The organism is Marinomonas sp. PE14-40, from assembly GCF_051623805.1.
Lineage (GTDB): Bacteria > Pseudomonadota > Gammaproteobacteria > Pseudomonadales > Marinomonadaceae > Marinomonas.
Map to the genome: position 1 here is coordinate 4,938,648 of NZ_CP130700.1, position 16,719 is coordinate 4,955,366.

13 protein-coding genes are annotated in these 16,719 nt (G+C 41.2%); 6 read left to right on the forward strand and 7 right to left on the reverse strand.

Annotated features, from left to right (window positions below):
- Positions 1–2 precede the first annotated feature (2 nt).
- Genes Q0A08_RS22870 through Q0A08_RS22880 form a run of 3 tightly spaced genes read right to left on the reverse strand, consistent with a single transcriptional unit; the run spans position 3 to position 5,113 of the window.
- Entirely contained in the window at positions 3–3,122 is a 3,120-nt protein-coding gene (locus Q0A08_RS22870) for an efflux RND transporter permease subunit (RefSeq protein WP_438463831.1), read from the reverse strand.
- Position 3,123: 1 nt separating this feature from the next.
- Positions 3,124–4,491 carry an efflux RND transporter periplasmic adaptor subunit gene (locus tag Q0A08_RS22875; RefSeq protein ID WP_438463833.1) on the reverse strand — a complete coding sequence of 456 codons (1,368 nt, stop codon included), beginning with the start codon at positions 4,489–4,491 and terminating at the stop codon, positions 3,124–3,126.
- Positions 4,469–5,113 (reverse strand): TetR/AcrR family transcriptional regulator, encoded by a 645-nt coding sequence (locus tag Q0A08_RS22880; protein WP_438463835.1) that lies wholly within the window; start codon positions 5,111–5,113, stop codon positions 4,469–4,471. The genes Q0A08_RS22875 and Q0A08_RS22880 overlap by 23 nt, the downstream gene beginning before the upstream one ends.
- A gap of 257 nt (positions 5,114–5,370) precedes the next feature.
- On the opposite strand from Q0A08_RS22880, the gene Q0A08_RS22885 reads away from it, so the two are divergent.
- From Q0A08_RS22885 to Q0A08_RS22910, 6 genes are all read left to right on the forward strand, one after another.
- Positions 5,371–6,375, forward strand: coding sequence for a Bug family tripartite tricarboxylate transporter substrate binding protein (locus Q0A08_RS22885; protein ID WP_438463836.1), 1,005 nt, complete (start codon positions 5,371–5,373; stop codon positions 6,373–6,375).
- 144 nt (positions 6,376–6,519) lie between these two features.
- A complete protein-coding gene (locus Q0A08_RS22890; protein ID WP_438463837.1) occupies positions 6,520–6,960 on the forward strand; it encodes a tripartite tricarboxylate transporter TctB family protein in 441 nt (146 codons plus the stop codon).
- Between the two features lie 2 nt (positions 6,961–6,962).
- Positions 6,963–8,483 (forward strand): tripartite tricarboxylate transporter permease, encoded by a 1,521-nt coding sequence (locus Q0A08_RS22895; protein ID WP_438463838.1) that lies wholly within the window; start codon positions 6,963–6,965, stop codon positions 8,481–8,483.
- A gap of 173 nt (positions 8,484–8,656) precedes the next feature.
- Positions 8,657–9,322 (forward strand): response regulator transcription factor, encoded by a 666-nt coding sequence (locus Q0A08_RS22900; RefSeq protein ID WP_438463840.1) that lies wholly within the window; start codon positions 8,657–8,659, stop codon positions 9,320–9,322.
- The gene (locus Q0A08_RS22905) at positions 9,303–10,763 is read left to right on the forward strand and encodes a sensor histidine kinase N-terminal domain-containing protein (protein WP_438463841.1); all 1,461 of its coding nucleotides are present in this window, start codon (positions 9,303–9,305) and stop codon (positions 10,761–10,763) included. The genes Q0A08_RS22900 and Q0A08_RS22905 overlap by 20 nt, the downstream gene beginning before the upstream one ends.
- A complete protein-coding gene (locus Q0A08_RS22910; RefSeq protein WP_438463842.1) occupies positions 10,760–11,860 on the forward strand; it encodes an ABC transporter substrate-binding protein in 1,101 nt (366 codons plus the stop codon). Before Q0A08_RS22905 ends, Q0A08_RS22910 begins: the two co-directional genes overlap by 4 nt.
- A 22-nt stretch (positions 11,861–11,882) precedes the next feature.
- Here Q0A08_RS22910 and Q0A08_RS22915 read toward each other — a convergent pair whose 3' ends face one another.
- The 4 genes from Q0A08_RS22915 to Q0A08_RS22930 form a co-directional block, all read right to left on the reverse strand.
- Positions 11,883–13,118 (reverse strand): MFS transporter, encoded by a 1,236-nt coding sequence (locus Q0A08_RS22915; RefSeq protein ID WP_438463844.1) that lies wholly within the window; start codon positions 13,116–13,118, stop codon positions 11,883–11,885.
- A gap of 407 nt (positions 13,119–13,525) precedes the next feature.
- Positions 13,526–13,903 (reverse strand): RidA family protein, encoded by a 378-nt coding sequence (locus tag Q0A08_RS22920; RefSeq protein ID WP_438467687.1) that lies wholly within the window; start codon positions 13,901–13,903, stop codon positions 13,526–13,528.
- A 170-nt stretch (positions 13,904–14,073) separates the two neighbouring features.
- Positions 14,074–15,630 carry a BCCT family transporter gene (locus Q0A08_RS22925; protein ID WP_438463845.1) on the reverse strand — a complete coding sequence of 519 codons (1,557 nt, stop codon included), beginning with the start codon at positions 15,628–15,630 and terminating at the stop codon, positions 14,074–14,076.
- Positions 15,631–15,722: 92 nt separating this feature from the next.
- Entirely contained in the window at positions 15,723–16,715 is a 993-nt protein-coding gene (locus Q0A08_RS22930; RefSeq protein WP_046017059.1) for a dipeptidase, read from the reverse strand.
- Positions 16,716–16,719: the final 4 nt, after the last annotated feature.

The following is a 16,719-nucleotide window of genomic DNA, read 5'->3' on the forward strand; positions in this document are numbered from 1 at the left end:
AGTTAGGTGTTTTGCACCTGTTCTACTTTTTGAAGAGGGGCTGTATTCTTAATAAAACCGAAGTCTTCAAAAATGCTGTAAACACATGGCACAACAAATAAGATCAGCAAGGTTGAGCTTGCAATACCAAATATAATGCTGGCAGCGAGAGGGATTAAGAATTGAGCTTGCAGACTAGTTTCAAATAACAAGGGTGTCATCCCCGCAATCGTGGTGAGTGAAGTAAGTAACACGGCTCTAAATCTATCATGGCTTGCTTTGGCTGCGGCTTCATGAATACTAAAACCTTGTGCGCTTCTTAGTTTCACGAACTCAACTAACAAGATTGAGTCATTAACCACTACACCCATGAGAGAAACAAACCCCAACATTGAAGGCATCGTCAGATCTAATCCCATTAACCAATGACCCCATACCACGCCAATAAAGGCTAAAGGGATGTTTATCATAACAATGATGGGTTCAAGGTAAGATTTAAACTGGAAGCTTAGTAGTACAAAAACACCAAAAATGGCCAAGAGCATGGCTGTTCCCATTGAGCTTTGTGTTTTACTGCCTTCATCATCTTCACCTTTAAAGCTAACACTCACATCAGGGTATTTTTCGTTAAAGTCAGGAATGAACTCTGCTTTGACGTTTTTTAATAGCGCACTGACATTATTTAGCTGAGTATTTACGTCTCCAATAACCGTCACAGTGCGTTGGTTGTCGATACGGTGAATTCTCGAAAAGCCTCTCTTATTTTCTAATATTGCTAATGAGGAGAGAGGAATAATTGTACCTGAGTCAGGTAAGATAATAGGGAACTCAAAGAAAGCGTCTATATCTTCTTTGCTGTTAGCATTTAATTGAACAATTACCTCGTATGTTTCTTGGTCAATATTAAGTTCGCTGGTTTTCGAGCCTTGATAAGCTGCTCTTAGTTGAGACGCTATGGTTTGTGCGTTCAGACCTAAACTCAATGCGCCTTCTTTTAAACGTAAGTGAAACTCAGGCTTGCCAGGTCTTAGGTCGTCCATTAAGTTTTGAACACCTTCGTATCCAGTGAGCCAACTTTGCAGATCTTGAGAAGCGTTAGATAAGGTTTTTAGGTTGCTGCCTGTTAAGCGTATTTCTATAGCGCGTCCTGCAACTCCAAGACCCGGTTCAGCAATGACGAGTTGCCAATAACCAGATAGTGTTTTAGTCGCAGCAATCCAATCTGCCTGTAGGTCTATTAAGCTAAAATTACGCTCTTCTGCAGTCAGTAAATCGACTGTGATAGTGGCTAAGTGTGGGCCAGATTCAAATGCATCTGCGTTTTTAGAAAATTGTATCGTAGTTTTTTGAATCGCATATTTTTCTTGCTTGTCGTTATAGTGAGCGGCAACCTGATTAAGACTCATCTTTAGCTTTTTCACCATACTCTCGGTTATCTCAATAGGTGTACCTGTTGGCATGATAAGCCTAGCTTCAAGCACATCTCCTTCAACCGATGGAAAGGCTGAGAATTTAATGACGCCGCTCGATAGCAGACTCACTGAAACGATAAAGAGGGCTATGACGCAAGAAACAAAGAGATACCTCACTTGGATAAATCGATAAACTAATTTATCAATCATGCCTCGACAAACCTCGAAGCCCGCATCAAATCTGTCTCTAAAAGGATGTGGCTTTTTGGTGTTTTGATGTTCTAGTGAGTGATAAAGGTGATGGGGCAAAATAAAGAATGCCTCTATTAAAGAAATACTTACCACAGAGATAAGCACAATAGGGATAACCACCAGTACTTGTCCTATATCTCCTTCCATTACCAACAAACCAGAGAAGACACAAATAGTGGTAAGGAAAGAAGAGAAAACCCCTTTAGAAACTTGTTGGACACCTTCTACAGCTGCGTTTAAGGGAGACTTCCCTTGTTTTAGTTTGCTACCAATACTCTCACTAATGACTATGGCGTCATCCATAAGTAAGCCTAAGGCAAGCAATAAGGCCACCATAGAGATCATATTGATACTGATGCCTAACAAGCTAAATACCAATGCACTAGCAAGGAAAGACACAGGTAGGCCTGCAACCACCCAGAAAGCATAGCGAGTACCAAAGAAAAGCCACATAACGACAAATACCAGAATCAAACCTTGCCAAGCATTTTTTAATAGGAGGTTTAATCTGTCTGAAATTAAGCTGGTATTGTTATTGGTAATTTCTAAGCTAACTTCTGCAGGTAATGTCTTTTTAGCATTTTCTAGATAGTTTTTAACATGATCAAAAATGACTAAACTATCATCTGAACTATTTTTACTGATGACAAGAAGTGCTGCTGGTTTGCCATTAAATTCAACTTTGTTTTCTGCTTCTTCAAAGCCGCGGGAGATGTTCGCAATATCTTTTAATCTGATCTCGGTATTATCTTCTCCTTGTAAAATGAGTATATCTTCTAAGGCTTCGATAGAGCGTCTTTCATCATTAAAGCGCACCAGATATTCGACCTCTTTCCCACTAATATCACCACCAGGTAGATCGATACTTTGCTCACCTAGTTTGTTTGATATTTGATCAATGCTTAGGCCATATTGATAGAGATTAGATAGTGGGACATCAACCTGAAACTGTGTTTGAGAGAATCCTTCTATTTCTATTAAGCTAATTGGGGTCGATGACATTATGTCGCTTTTGAGGTGCTCAGCTAGACTTTTTAACTCTATCGAAGGCATGTCTGCCAAAAGAGCAATACTGACAACTTGTTCGGTTCTGCCGACTTCTTCGATGATAGGTGATTCACTTTGTTGCGGTAAATTATCAACACTGTCTATGGCGCTATTTATGTCTTCAATGAACTGACTGAAGTTACCATTCTCTTGCATTTTAAGGGTTAAAATAGCCTGGTTAGATTTCGCTTGGCAGCGTTTTTCCTGGGTGAAATTGATACCGTCCGTTGCCTCTTCAATTACCTGACAAACTGATCTCTCTACATCATCTGGTGATGCACCTGGGTAGGCAATAGTGACAGTTACCTCATGACTTTTAATTTCAGGAAAAGTTTCTCTTTCTAAATTTGGTAGAGCAAGTAAGCCAATAAAAAAGAGCACTAGCATTAATAAGTTAGCCGCAGTTGGATGGCCTGTCATATACTTCAGCATATTATTGCTCCGCTATCCAAGTTTTGATTTTCATCCCTGTCTCTATATCAAGATTTGGCGCTAGACGCATACCTTCAATGGCTGGAAAAAGGTCTGAACTGACAACTTTATAGTTAGCGTAAATTGGACTAATGAGAATGTAATCACCTTGAGAAATGCCTTTAACTTTTATCCTTTCCAGCTTGTTACTTAGGTTGATAAAGTATAACTGGTCTTCGTGGAAGAGTTTTCTGGGAACAGGAATCAAAGACTGTATTGCACCAATTAAATCAACTGACATATACATGCCTTCGATTAGAGGAGGCTTAATACCAGGAATAAGATCTTTGTAGGGATCATCAATATTTAGAATCACACCTAATGTACGAGATTTAGGGTCAAGGTTATTATCCATTCTCACAAGGTTGGCAGGCCAGATGAAATTAGGTCTATCAGCAATGCTTGCTTCTGCGTGTATTTGGCTGATTTCGATTAACCTTTTGAAAGCATCCTGTTCTTGGTTAAATTCGCCTTGAGGGGAGAAAGGCTGCATATCTTTCGGATTTATTAAGCTAATAAATTGTCTCATTGCTAGAGCGGCAGTTATTTCAACTTTTTCTATGCCTTGAATTTGTACAAGGTTAGCACCAAGGCTCATATAGCTCCCTGTTTCTATATCAACTCGGCTAATGCGGGCAGCAAAAGGAAGATAAATTTCAGTTCGCTCAAGGTTACGTTGCTGAGTCTCCAAATCAGCTTGGGTTATTTCAATTTGGGCTTGTTGGAGCGCTATCTGATTTGGGTAATTTGCAAGTTCTGCTTTTAGCCTTTCAACATCCTGACGTTTTTGAATTTCGTTAGAGCGAGACGTTTCGTACGAGGTTTGAGAAATACTCTTTTTTTCGATGAGTCGTGTATTTCTTTGCAGTTCTTTTTTTGCGAGTTGGTGGCTTTGAAGTGCTAATTCTAGATCAATTTTACTGGCTTTTTGATCAAGCTTAATTTCATTTAATTGAGATTGGCTTTGACTCACTTGGGCCTGAGCTTGCTTGATGGCAAGCTCGTAATCAACAGCATCTAATTTTGCAATTAGATGCCCTTTAGGAAGCAAGGCACCTTCTTTTAATTCTGGATCAAGGTACAACACACGACCACTTATTTCACTTGATAATGTTAGTAAGGTATCTGGTTTTATCTCACCATAAGCTTTCACTTTAGGTCTTATTAACTGGCTTTTTAGTTCAATATAGTTTGCTTTGGTAACAGGGATTATGTCTTGGTTATGCGCTATTTCAGGTTGGCTTTTATTGATACTGGTAGCGATAAAAATACCAAGGGCAATAACAGGTAAAAAGACCCAAGGGGACTTAGCTAATTGCGCTATTTTCACAGGCGATTCCTTTCATAAATAAGTGGTAAATATTTTCTGCCCAAGCATCACTTTGAACTTCATCAAAACCTATTTTCCAAGCAGATTCGAAGATGGGAGCAATCAAAATAGGGGTAGCGAGTAAGCTCCATAAATTAAAGGCAGTCCACTGTAAATTAAGGTCTTTTTTGGCTAATCCAGCAGCTTGTAACTTGATCAAGATGTTTTGAAATAGGCTGGCAATACGGTGTGGGATTTTAGACATGAAGTAGTCTTTTAATGGACCTTCTTTACTAATAATTTCATCAGAAATTAAACGTGTCATAGGGGCGTTTTTGACCATAAATTTGAGCACTGTTTTGATTACTTCAAGTAATGGGTTTTCCAAGGTTAGTGCTTTTTCAACATGCTTGAAATTATTGATGCTAATACGATCCATTAAGCCAATAACAAGGCCTTCTTTGCCATCAAAGTAATAACTCACCATGGCCGATTTCATCTTTGCTTTTTCGGCTATTTCTCGAATGGTAATACTGCGATAACTTTTGCTGGCTAAGAGTTCGAGGGTTGCATCAAGCAATGCGTCTTTTCTTTGTTGTTGGAGTTTAGGGTCTTTAGGGCGACCACGAGTGCTAGTTGTCATATTTAATTTATCATTTGATTAATTAAATCAAATGATAAATTAAATACTGATTTTGTCAATCTTAACTTAATACAAGCCAGGTGCTTTGTTCGCAGGAAGGCCTCAGAATTTTTTAAAAATAGGCGATTTTGACTTTCGAGTTAGATGACAGGTTGACGACAGTTTGGTGTGCTAGATTGAATGAGTCGAGTTTCTTGGCGCAAAAGGAAAGGCACAAAAAGATTCATTAATACAAAAATAACAATTGGAATTAGATTATGAAAACCAAAAGTACATTCAAAACCCTCGCACTCAAATCTATCATGGCATCTGGTGTAATTGCTCTTGCATCAACTAGTGTTCAAGCTTATGAACCTGCGCGCTCTGCTGAGTGTATTGCTCCTGCTAACCCAGGCGGTGGCTGGGATTTTACTTGCCGTAGTGTTGGTAAAGCTTTAGTAGATTTAAGCTACATCAAGGGTAACGTGCAAACAGTGAATATGAGTGGTGCTGGTGGTGGTGTTGCTTTTGCTCATACTGTTAGTAAACGTTCAAAAGATGATGGACTAATTGTTGCAGCAAGTACAGCAACGACAACCCGTCTTGCTCAAGGTCAGTTCCCAGGAATGAACTCTGATCAGGTTAAATGGGTTGGTACTTTAGGTGCTGATTACGGCATTATTGCTGTTGCAAAAGACTCTCAATATCAGAACCTTTCTCAATTAATGGATGCCCTTCGTAAAGATCCAAACTCAGTTAAATTTGCTGGTGGTAGTGCGACAGGTGGTTGGGATCACCTTAAGGTGTTAATCACAGCGAAAGAAGCAAATGTGACTAAACTGCCAAAAATTAAGTACCTATCATTCAATGGTGGTAGTGAAGCATTAGTTCAGGTTGTTGGTGGTCATATTGATGCCTTTACGGGTGATATTTCAGAAGTTAAAGGCTTTTTAGATTCTGGTGACATTCGTGTAGTAGCTGTTTTATCTGAAGAACGTCTTCCTGCTCCTCTCAATAATATCCCTACAGCACTAGAGCAAGGAGTTAGCTCTGTAGCACCTAACTGGCGTGGATTCTATGTACCCGGAAATGCAGGTAACGACTCTTACGAATGGTGGGTAAATACTATTGATGAGCTTTATAAAACCCAAGAATGGAAAGATATTATGGCTAAAAATGGCTTGATGCCATTCCATAAAACCGGTGCTGAATTCACTCAATTCGTGAAGAACCAAACATTGGATATCCGCATTCTATCTCAGGATATCGGTCTAATTAAGTAACCTCCTCGAGGTGTTTGGTTGGGCAGTTTTTAGTCTCACTGCCCAACCCTTTTTATTAGATTGGAACTATCCGCTTTAAAGTTTGAATAAGGTTTACCTTGTTCAACTCGTTACCCTTGATCAATTTATTTTTGGAGCACAATCATGCGCTTAAACGATCGTGTATTTGGCATGTTGATGCTAATTCTAGCTGTAGTCTATGGGTGGGAAGCAACACAATTCCCAGAACCCTTTGGCGGCAGTGAAAGTGTTGGCCCTGAAACGTTTCCTATCATTCTTTCCTTCTTTCTTGGTGTCAGCGCTATTTACATGATGCTAAAACCAGATCCAGATGAAGCTTGGCCTGTTTTACCTATGTTAATTGAACTAATTTGCGTAGTCCTTGCCATTTTAGTCTTTGCTTGGGCAATCGAGCCACTTGGTTTCATCCCTGCAGCTGTTGCTATTGTGACTTACCTTGCTTGGCGTATGGGGGCAGATCTTAAGATGAGCCTCATCATAGGTGTGACTAGCTCAGTCTCGATTTTCTTCATCTTTAATAATGTGCTGGAGCTAGCACTGCCTCTTGGTCTATTGGAGTTATAACTATGGAAACCTTTGATTTTTTAATGCAGGGTTTTGCTGTCGCCTTAGCCCCAGAAAGTATAATGTTTGCGGTTATTGGTGCCATTTTAGGTACATTAATCGGTGCTTTACCTGGTCTTGGCCCTGCTAATGGTGTTGCGATTCTAATACCTCTCGCCTTTAGCTTAGGACTATCGCCAACGTCTTCATTGATACTGCTTACTTCTGTATATGCTGGTGCCATGTATGGTGGTCGTATCTCCTCCATATTGCTTAATATTCCGGGTGATGAACCTGCCATGATGACCTGTATTGATGGTTATCCTATGGCGCTAAAAGGTAAGGCTGCCGAGGCCTTGGCTATCTCAGCAATTGCCTCTTTTATTGGTAGCTTCATAGCGACGATTGGACTTGTAATCCTTGCGCCTATCTTAGCGAAATTCGCACTCAAGTTTGGCCCTTCTGAGTACTTTGCGTTATTTGCATTAGCTTTTGCGACCTTGGGTGGTATTACAGGTAAAAACCAGTTTAAAACCTTAATGGCAGCCGCTTTAGGTTTGATGATAGCGTCTGTCGGTATCGACATTTCAAGTGGCGTACAACGATATACTTATAACACTTTAGAGTTGTTTGAAGGTGTAGATTTCATCATCGCGATTGTGGGCTTATTTGCCATCAGTGAATTACTCTTTTTCATTGAAAAACATGCGGGTGATGGCCTTAAGAAAGTCGCTATTAATAAGCTTAAGCTGACAATGGGCGATATTATCAAGGTTTTACCGACCTCACTTCGTGGTGCCTTGCTAGGTTTTGTGTCAGGTGTTTTGCCTGGTGCTGGTGCTTCTCTAGGTAGCTTTATTAGTTATACCTTAGAAAAGAAAATAATTGGCGACAAAGGGGAGTTTGGTAAAGGTGATACTCGTGGTGTCGCGGCGCCTGAAGCGGGTAATAACGGAGCGGCATCGGGTGCACTTGTTCCTATGCTGACACTAGGTGTACCAGGTAGTGGTACAACCGCAGTATTGCTTGCCATGCTAATCTCGTTAAATGTGACGCCAGGCCCTATGCTGTTTACCCAAAATGCAGACCTAGTTTGGGGGGTTATTGCTGCCTTGTTTGTTGGTAACCTAGTGCTACTTTTATTGAATATTCCTATGATAGGAATCTTTGTTAAGTTGCTTAGCATACCGCCTAAGTTCTTGATGCCGATCGTAACTCTGGTTGCGTCTGTTGGTATCTACTCTGTCAGTCACAGTGCTTTAGATCTTTACTTTATGGTTGGCTTTGGTGTGATTGGTTACATATTACGTAAAGTTGATGTGCCTTTAGTACCTGTTATTTTAGGTATGTTGCTTGGGCCTGAAATGGAAAAAAGTTTACGTCATGCCTTAGTATTATCTGATGGCGATTGGAGTGTACTTTTAAACAGTGGTTTGAGTATTGGTCTTTGGACTGTTGCTATTCTTGGTTTGGTTCTGCCTATTATTGTAGGGCCAATTGTGAGAGCAAAAATGTCAAAGTCTAAAACAGCCACATCGAGTTAGATTTTTCTAACCAGACGAGCGTGTCTAGGAAATGGAATTCGGAGCAGTAAAACTGCTCCGAATTTTTTACGTTTGAAAGGCTATAATTTATTGATATCAAGGGTTCAATAAAAAGCGTTAGAGACTAAATTAAAAAGCTAATTATAAAAATAAGATCAGCAAGAGAGATGTTTATGCGTGTATTGGTTGTAGAGGACACAGAAGTCTTGGGACAAGCGATTTGTGATCGCCTGACAAGCTTGGGCCATGGGGCAGATCTGGTAACGAATGGCGAACAAGCAAATGAAATTCTAAAGTATCAAACTTTGGATCTGATTATTTTGGATTTAAATTTACCAGGTATGTCAGGTTTACAAATCCTAAAACAGTTAAGGGCAAGAGCGAATGAGACCCCTGTCTTGATTCTTACAGCACGAGATCAAATGGATGATAGGGTGATTTTATTGGATGCTGGAGCGGATGATTATTTAACTAAGCCCTTTAATTTTCGTGAGTTAGAAGCGCGATGTCGTGCTTTGTTAAGACGACACCATGGTTATGCGGCCAATATTACAGAGCATGGAAATCTGACTATCGACAGAGACGCTCGTCAAGTAACGGTTAATGGCGAAATACAGGCAGTGACCAATCGTGAGTTTTGCCTGTTGGAAGTGTTTGTCGGCCACCTTGGCAGAGTATTGAGCAAGGACGAAATTACAGAGCACTTATTTAATTACGATGAAACACCTGGGCCAAATGCAATTGAGCTTTATGTTGGGCGATTGCGAAAAAAACTGGTAAAAAGTTCACTTAGCATAAGCACCTTAAGAGGGCTGGGTTATGTGGCAGAAATCAGCTAGTTTGGCTGAAAATGAAGCATTAGAACTAGAAAAAGCGCCTTCCTTAAGAAAGCGCTTTATTTTGTCTGGTGCTGGGGTGATAGGTTTTATCGCCTTAATTGCGATTAATTTGGTGTTTAACTACAGCCAAAGGTTAGCGGACTTGTCCTACGATAGGTTATTGCTGAGTGCGCTTTTGCAAATGGATGAAAACATATTGGCAGAAGATGGTCGTTTATCTATTGATATTCCTTGGTCTGCCTTTTCTACCTTAGCTCAAGCCAATGAAGATAGAATATTTTATCGCGTTGAAAGCTCGGTTGATGGCTATATCACAGGTAATCAAAACCTCGAAAGCTCGCCGCCATCGCCATCTGAATTGGGTAAACCTCAGTTTTATAATCAGACCTTTTCGGGCGAAATGATTAGATTAGTTTGGTTAGAAAGGGATGTCACAGAAGCCAATATCCAAGGCAGTGTGAGAATTTTATTAGGGCAAACCCGTTTATCTCGTGAAACCATGGCGTCCTCTATTACTACCCGTGCGGTACAAGTGATTCTTTTGATCGCAATTGTTGCCATTGTGCTTATTATGCTGGGTAGTCATCTGGTGTTAAATCCGTTACATCGCATTGAAGAATTACTAGAAGAAAGGCAACCTGGTGATTTAACGCCCATTAAACTGGATACGCCAAAAGAAACTTACCAGCTTAAAATAGCCCTTAATCATTTTATGGCACGGCTTAATAAAAACTTAGAGCAACTGGAAAATTATACAGCTGAATCTGCTCATCAATTACGTACACCATTAGCTAGCCTTAAAGCGCTCGCTGAAAATGCCAGAGACCAGACTACTCCTGAGAGGCAAGAAGAAGCACTGGAACAGATAGTGCAACAAAGTGAAACCTTAAGTGAAACTGTGACTATTTTGCTTAATCAGGCGGTTGTTTCCCATCGGCTTCAAACCCAGCGGTTGATTCCATTAGATCTAGTCGCGCTTATAAAACAGTCTTGTATGCAGCAAGCCGTCACCGCTTTAAGGCAGGGGATTCATTTATCTTTTGAATCAGATGCTGCAAAAATCATGATACTTGGTGAGGCGTTTTCTCTACAACAAATGCTAAATAACCTTCTTGATAATGCAGTGAGATACAGCGCTGGCAATGGCCTTAACGATCAAGAAGAGCAACTGGTTGAAATCCATATTAAACAAGATGCTCAGTCCGTAAGGCTTAGTGTTATCGATTATGGTGATGGAATAGCAGATGATGAGAAGAAGCGGGTGTTTGAACGCTTCTATCGGGCAAACTATGAAATTTCAGGCACAGGTGTTGGACTGGCTATGGTGAAAGAAATTAGCGATAGGCATCAGGGAAAAATTAAAGTCACAGATACTCATCCTAAAGGGGCGACTATCAGTGTAGATTTCCCTTTGTATATTGAACGAGAAGGTGAACTATGATGATTTTTAAAAAAGGCTTAATCGTACTCATCTTTGGTTATGCTGCGGGTCTCATCGCAAATCCTGTTGTTTACGAATATGACTCAGCGCTGGACCAAGGTGGTAACTTCTTTCAAGAGCAGCGCACTTTAAATATTTATTCTACCGTCGATTTAGATGCATTTGAGCCCATATTAAAAGCCTTCGTAGAAACATACCCTGCTACCAAGGTGGCTTATTACGATGTGAACTCTCTCGAACTTTATCATAAAGTGATGGCTGAAAAAGACAGGCCTAAAGCCAGCTTGATTGTCAGCAGTGCCATGGATTTACAATTAAAGTTGGTTAATGATGCTTATGCTAAAACCTATCAATCTAGCATGACTCAAGCCTTACCTGAAATGGCGAAATGGCGAAACCAAATATTTGCCTTCTCCTTAGAGCCAGTTGTTATGCTGGTAAATCAGAATCTATTTCCTGGTGGTGAATTGCCAAAAAATAGGTTGGATTTATTGCAAATTATGCGTCATCACAGTCAAGCTTTTCAGGGGGAAATTGGTACTTATGATATTCGTAAAAGTGGCGTTGGTTATTTATTAGCGAGCCAAGATGCCCGCCAAGCGGATGCCACTTGGGGGCGAATGATTGAGGCTTTTGGTAGCCATCAAGTGAAAACATATTGTTGTACTAGCGCTATGATAGATGATGTTGCCGCAGGGGACTTATTGCTTGGTTATAACCTAGTAGGTTCTTATGCGCATAAACGTGCTTTGGGTGATCCTAGGTTAACCATGATAATGCCAACAGATTACACCTTGCTCATGATGCGCTCTGTTCTGATCCCTAAACTTGCCCCAAATGCAGAGGATGCCGGTAAGTTCATCGACTTTTTATTATCTGAAAAAGTACAAAGCTTGATGTTGTCGGAAAACCTACTCTTCCCCATCGGCGATGCAAGCCAAGCGATAAACCTCAGTAAAAAGCGATCACATCCCACTCGCATCATAGAGCTAGACCAGCAACTATTGGTTGGTCGAGACCATGCCAAACAAAGCCGTTTTATCCGCAGTTGGGAGAGTGCCTTAGAACTAAATGAATTGGAGCAAGGAGCTCAGTAAAATTGAGTGAAGTCGCTGCAGGTTAATTGAGGGGCTGAATTTTGCTCTTCTGCATTTTCTGGCACCAAAGTGCTGCAAGACAGGCCGATGCGAGTACCCAAGAGTAAACGAGTGTGAAGCCATCGACTTGGCTATATTGAGCACTTACATCGAGCAATATGCCACAAAGGCTGCTGGCGAAAGCATTGCCGCAGCCATATCCAACCATGCCTAAGCTGACGATAAGGGCGCTCTGTTTACTGTCCACAAAGTCGCTAATGTGGCTGGCGATTAGCCCCCAGACAGGGAAGTACAAGAAAGCAAAAATACTGGCGCAAGCCCAGAGTATCCAGAGTTTGGCATCCCACAATAATAGAAGTATGCAGGCAGCAAAGCTTAATAGGGTTAATTTAATGACTTGAATGATGCCGAACTTATCCGCAAGTGCACCTATGATAATTCCACCGACTATGCCTGCCACGCCTATCATGGTCCAAATCGACCCAGTCTGATTTGAATCACCTTCGAGTACATCAACAATAAAAGGTGATAAAAAGGTTAAAAAGGGCCCTGAAATAAAGCCAATAAAAGCGCTTAAAAGCACGGCTTGTAAAGCGACAGGGTGAGATTTAAGAATGGTTTTAGGGTTGATACTTGGCTTTTGATAGCTTTGCTCTTGAGCATCTTCTTTTGGTTTCGGGAGATAGAAAAAAGATAATAGGGCAATGGCGGCTGTGATAGCTGCACATACAAACCAAAAAGCTTGCAGGCTCAAGTCTGGTAAAAATAAGGCAATCAGAATGCCGTTTAAGGTGATAGCAAAGGCGGCACCTGCAGAGGCTAAACCAAGGATACGATTTCGAAACTTAAGCGGGATAATATCGCTTGATAGGGCAACAATGGCGTTCCAGTTAGCAACAGCACAACCAGATACAAAGGCAAGGCAAATGGCAAAGCCTAATGCCCAAGGAGACAGTACGGCTAATGCCAGTAAGACAGGGCTAATGCCTATGGTGAATAAAAATAGTTTATAGCCACCTAGTTTCGTTAGGAGTACGCCACTGATTAATGACGTCAGCATATAGGCAATAAAAAGTAGGGCTGAGATGAAAGACGCCGTGCTATAGCTAAGTTGAAATAAGTCTCTTACTTCGGGTAAAAGGGCAGAATACAAAAACATGCTGAAACCATGGGTTACAGCACTACAAGCAGTTAGTATCAGACTAATAATAAGTAAGGAGTGAGATTTAAACTGAGAGTTTGAGTGAGCTGCCTGCAAGTTTAGTCCCTATGAATGACGAAATAAAATGATGTAAAAAGGTTCGAGTATAAAATAGTGCAGCATGCCAATGTCTTTTATTGAAGACAAGGTTTTTGTCGGGGAAGTTTGCTTTGTCGTCGTTTTGAAATGCTTATGTGTATCACTTTAGATGAAGTGATCAGATAACATTTTTAGTTAATGTGCATTAATAGAGAAAAATGCGATGAGAACTATATTGGCATTTGAGGCAAAAAAAAAGCAAGTTCAACCTAGTTCTAAGTCACATAAAGTAACGAGCTAGAAAAGCGGGGGGAGAACTTGCCCATTAAAAGAACGCGTTTAAGAGTGTTGATAGTGGATTAACGACACGATCAACACTGTATTCGGCTATTTAATTCTGAGAACTTAATTCTGAAAGTTTGGCTCTATGCTGGAACGACAGCATAAGCAACCACTTCACATAACATCTCTTCTCTCGCTAAACCTGCAACAATCATAGCAGCACGGTTAGGGTAAGGTGCTGCAAAGTACTCTGCATAAACTTTGTTAAATACAGGTAGTTGAGATCTGTCTGTGACATAGATAAGTACTTGAGTGACATGGTCCATCGTCAATTCAGCTGCTTCTATCGTGTGCTTCAAGTTATCCATTGTTTGACGTGCTTGGGCTTCTATGCCGCCTTCAACAACTTTACCTTCTTGGTCAATTGGAATTTGAGCTGTCGATAGTTGCCCGTTAGCAATGACTGCCCATTCAAGTGGTGCTTTGGATGCGAAAAGGTCTGTTTTAACGGGGGTTTTGATTGGCTGAGCCATGGTCTTGGTGTGTCCTATGTGTTTTCTATAAATAGTTAACTCTGAAGAATGCAGAGTTTGCACCTAGAAAGGGAGCCGAGGCTCCCTTCTATTTATTGCTACTCTTGTTACTGCTTTATCCAGAAGATAAAGCTAAGAGTTAATGGCTAGACGCTAGGTTATAAACCTTGCTCTTTTGCCATCTTCTTCGCAATTTGTGGTGCAGTCCAAAGTGAGGGTAGTAGTACCAAAGAAACCGGTACGGCTGTAATCACGATGAAAGATTGCAAGGCAGAAATACCACCAGAACCAATTGATATAAGCAGTGCTGCGACAACACCCATCATTATGCCCCAGAATACACGGATAGAGCTCTGTGGTTGGTCTGTACCTGTCATAACCATAGATACGGCATAGGTCATAGAGTCACCTGTTGTTGCTACAAAGATAGTAGTCAAAATCAGGAACAATACAGAGATCAAGAAGCCCATAGGCAATTGTTCTGTGATAGCCAATAATGCTGCTGGTAGGTTGAAACCTGTGAAAGGTTCAGAGATAACGCCTGGGTTTGCAATTTCAAACGCTAAACCACTACCACCAACGATTGTGAACCAGAATGTTGTGATGATTGGCGCAACAACTGAGATCAATAGCACCATTTGACGGATAGTACGACCACGTGAAATACGTGCAACAAACATGGCCATAAGAGGACCGTAACCTAGGAACCAGCCCCAGAAGAATACTGTCCACCAGTCTAACCAACCTGGGCTAGCACGGAAAGTTGCCATTGGAATGAACTTATCAAGGTAGATACCAAAAGAGTGAAGGTAGCTATCAATGATGAAAGCCGTTGGGCCAAACAATAGAATGAAAGCAATTAGAACTACAGCAAGAATAACGTTGGCACGACTTAGAATCTGAATGCCTTTCGTCACACCACTTACCGCTGAAAGCGTATAGATGCCGATCAAGGAAAGTAGGATAACAAGCTGAGTGGTGTAGGTATCAGGAATACCAAAAAGTTTTTCTAAACCAAAGCTAACCTGTAGGCCTAGGAAGCCGATTGGACCAACTGTACCGGCTACAACAGCAAGTACACAACTTGCATCAACGATTGCGCCGAATGGGCCTTTCATTACCTTGTCACCAAACACAGGGTAAAGCAAAGTTCTTGGCTTAAGTGGTAGACCTTTTTCATAGTGTAGGTACATGAAAACGATACCGGTTAAGCTACCCAAGATTGCCCATGCTAGGAAACCCCAGTGCATAAAGCTTTGTGCTAATGCGTTGTAAGCCGCTTGCGCACCTTCAGCTTCACCAAATAATGGTGGTGCAGAAGTGAAGTGAGCCATAGGCTCTGCTGCTGCCCAAAATACACCGCCACCAGCAAGTAGGGTACACATGATGATTGAAATCCACTTAAAGGTGGAAATCTCAGGGGTTTTGATGCCGCCAAGTACGACTGCACCAGAACGACCAATGGCTAGGAACAAGCCGATAATGAAGGTCAATAACAACAGTACTTGCCAGTAAGCACCAAACAGTTTGGTGGAAACAGCGAAAGCTGAATTTACCCACGCCGATACCATAGTTATGTCATATAGTGCTGCAATTACGAAAAGTGCTAAACCACCACCGCTGATAAAAAACACGGGTAAATCTACCCCTGCTAATAAACCAGTGCCGTTGCTAGTTTGATTTGGCTGTACGCCGTCTTGAGAAACTCTACTCATGGTAGTCTCCTGAAGGATATTTATTTTTTATATTTATTGGAATTATCCGGCGTTAACGAGCATGCCTGTATGCCCGTTAACTTTGGTTACCTTTATGAGTCTTGTGGTGTTAATCCTTCGTCGAAGAATCGTAACCAGTTTTGACCCATTATTTTTGCTACCTCAGTTTGATTAAAGCCTCTATCAATTAGGCCTTTGGTGAGATTTGGGAAATCTCGGCTATCCCTAAACCAAGTGAGTGGTTCAGGCCAATCCGCATTGGATTTAGACCCTTCTCCGTAATCCTTTGTTTTTGACCAACGACCATTTCGCATCCATTCAAGAATAGAAAGTGGCTGCTGCTGGCATAAATCTGTACCTATACCAATATTGTCTATGCCCATTAAATCTGCTGTGTTAGCTATCATGTCGCAGAACTCATCAAGGCGGCAGTTTGATCCATTCTTAAGGTGGAATGGATATAAACTGAAACCTAGTAAACCACCTGACTCAGCAAGGTTTTTAAGAACTAGGTCTGACTTGTTGCGTTTTGCTTCATGGAAACTCAACGGATTAGCATGAGAAATTACAATAGGTCGCTCTGATATTTCTATCGCATCAAGGGTGCTGCGTTCGCCGCTATGACTCATGTCGACTATCATGCCAACACGATTCATTTCCTTGATTGCTTGTTTACCAAAACGGGTAACACCGCTATCAACAGCCTCATAACAACCGCAAGCCAGAAGACTTTGGTTGTTATAAGTGAGTTGCATGATCATGAGATTTAGCTCGCGCATTATCTCGATCATGGCAATGTCATCTTCAATCGGTGAGCAATTCTGAGCGCCAAACATAATGCCAACACGGCCTGTTTGCTTGGCGATCCGAATATCATCAGCACAGCGAACCGGCATAATTAGGTCAGCGTTACGCTCAAAATGAGTATTCCATTCACCAATACGCAATAAGGTTTCGCGAATTTGTTCATGGTAAACAATGGTCGCATGTACCATGGTGACACCACCTTCTTTAAGCTGTAAGAAGATGTTTCTGTCCCAATTTGAGTATTGCAAACCATCTATGACGATAAGATCCTGATGCATGATT

Excerpts from the sequence above, each read along its gene's own strand:
- Q0A08_RS22870 (WP_438463831.1), bottom strand. The coding sequence starts at position 3,122 with ATGCTGAAGTATATGACAGGCCATCCAACTGCGGCTAACTTATTAATG.
- Q0A08_RS22880 (WP_438463835.1), bottom strand. The coding sequence starts at position 5,113 with ATGACAACTAGCACTCGTGGTCGCCCTAAAGACCCTAAACTCCAACAA.
- Q0A08_RS22885 (WP_438463836.1), top strand. The coding sequence starts at position 5,371 with ATGAAAACCAAAAGTACATTCAAAACCCTCGCACTCAAATCTATCATG.
- Q0A08_RS22890 (WP_438463837.1), top strand. The coding sequence starts at position 6,520 with ATGCGCTTAAACGATCGTGTATTTGGCATGTTGATGCTAATTCTAGCT.
- Q0A08_RS22895 (WP_438463838.1), top strand. The coding sequence starts at position 6,963 with ATGGAAACCTTTGATTTTTTAATGCAGGGTTTTGCTGTCGCCTTAGCC.
- Q0A08_RS22900 (WP_438463840.1), top strand. The coding sequence starts at position 8,657 with ATGCGTGTATTGGTTGTAGAGGACACAGAAGTCTTGGGACAAGCGATT.
- Q0A08_RS22905 (WP_438463841.1), top strand. The coding sequence starts at position 9,303 with ATGTGGCAGAAATCAGCTAGTTTGGCTGAAAATGAAGCATTAGAACTA.
- Q0A08_RS22910 (WP_438463842.1), top strand. The coding sequence starts at position 10,760 with ATGATGATTTTTAAAAAAGGCTTAATCGTACTCATCTTTGGTTATGCT.
- Q0A08_RS22925 (WP_438463845.1), bottom strand. The coding sequence starts at position 15,630 with ATGAGTAGAGTTTCTCAAGACGGCGTACAGCCAAATCAAACTAGCAAC.
- Q0A08_RS22930 (WP_046017059.1), bottom strand. The coding sequence starts at position 16,715 with ATGCATCAGGATCTTATCGTCATAGATGGTTTGCAATACTCAAATTGG.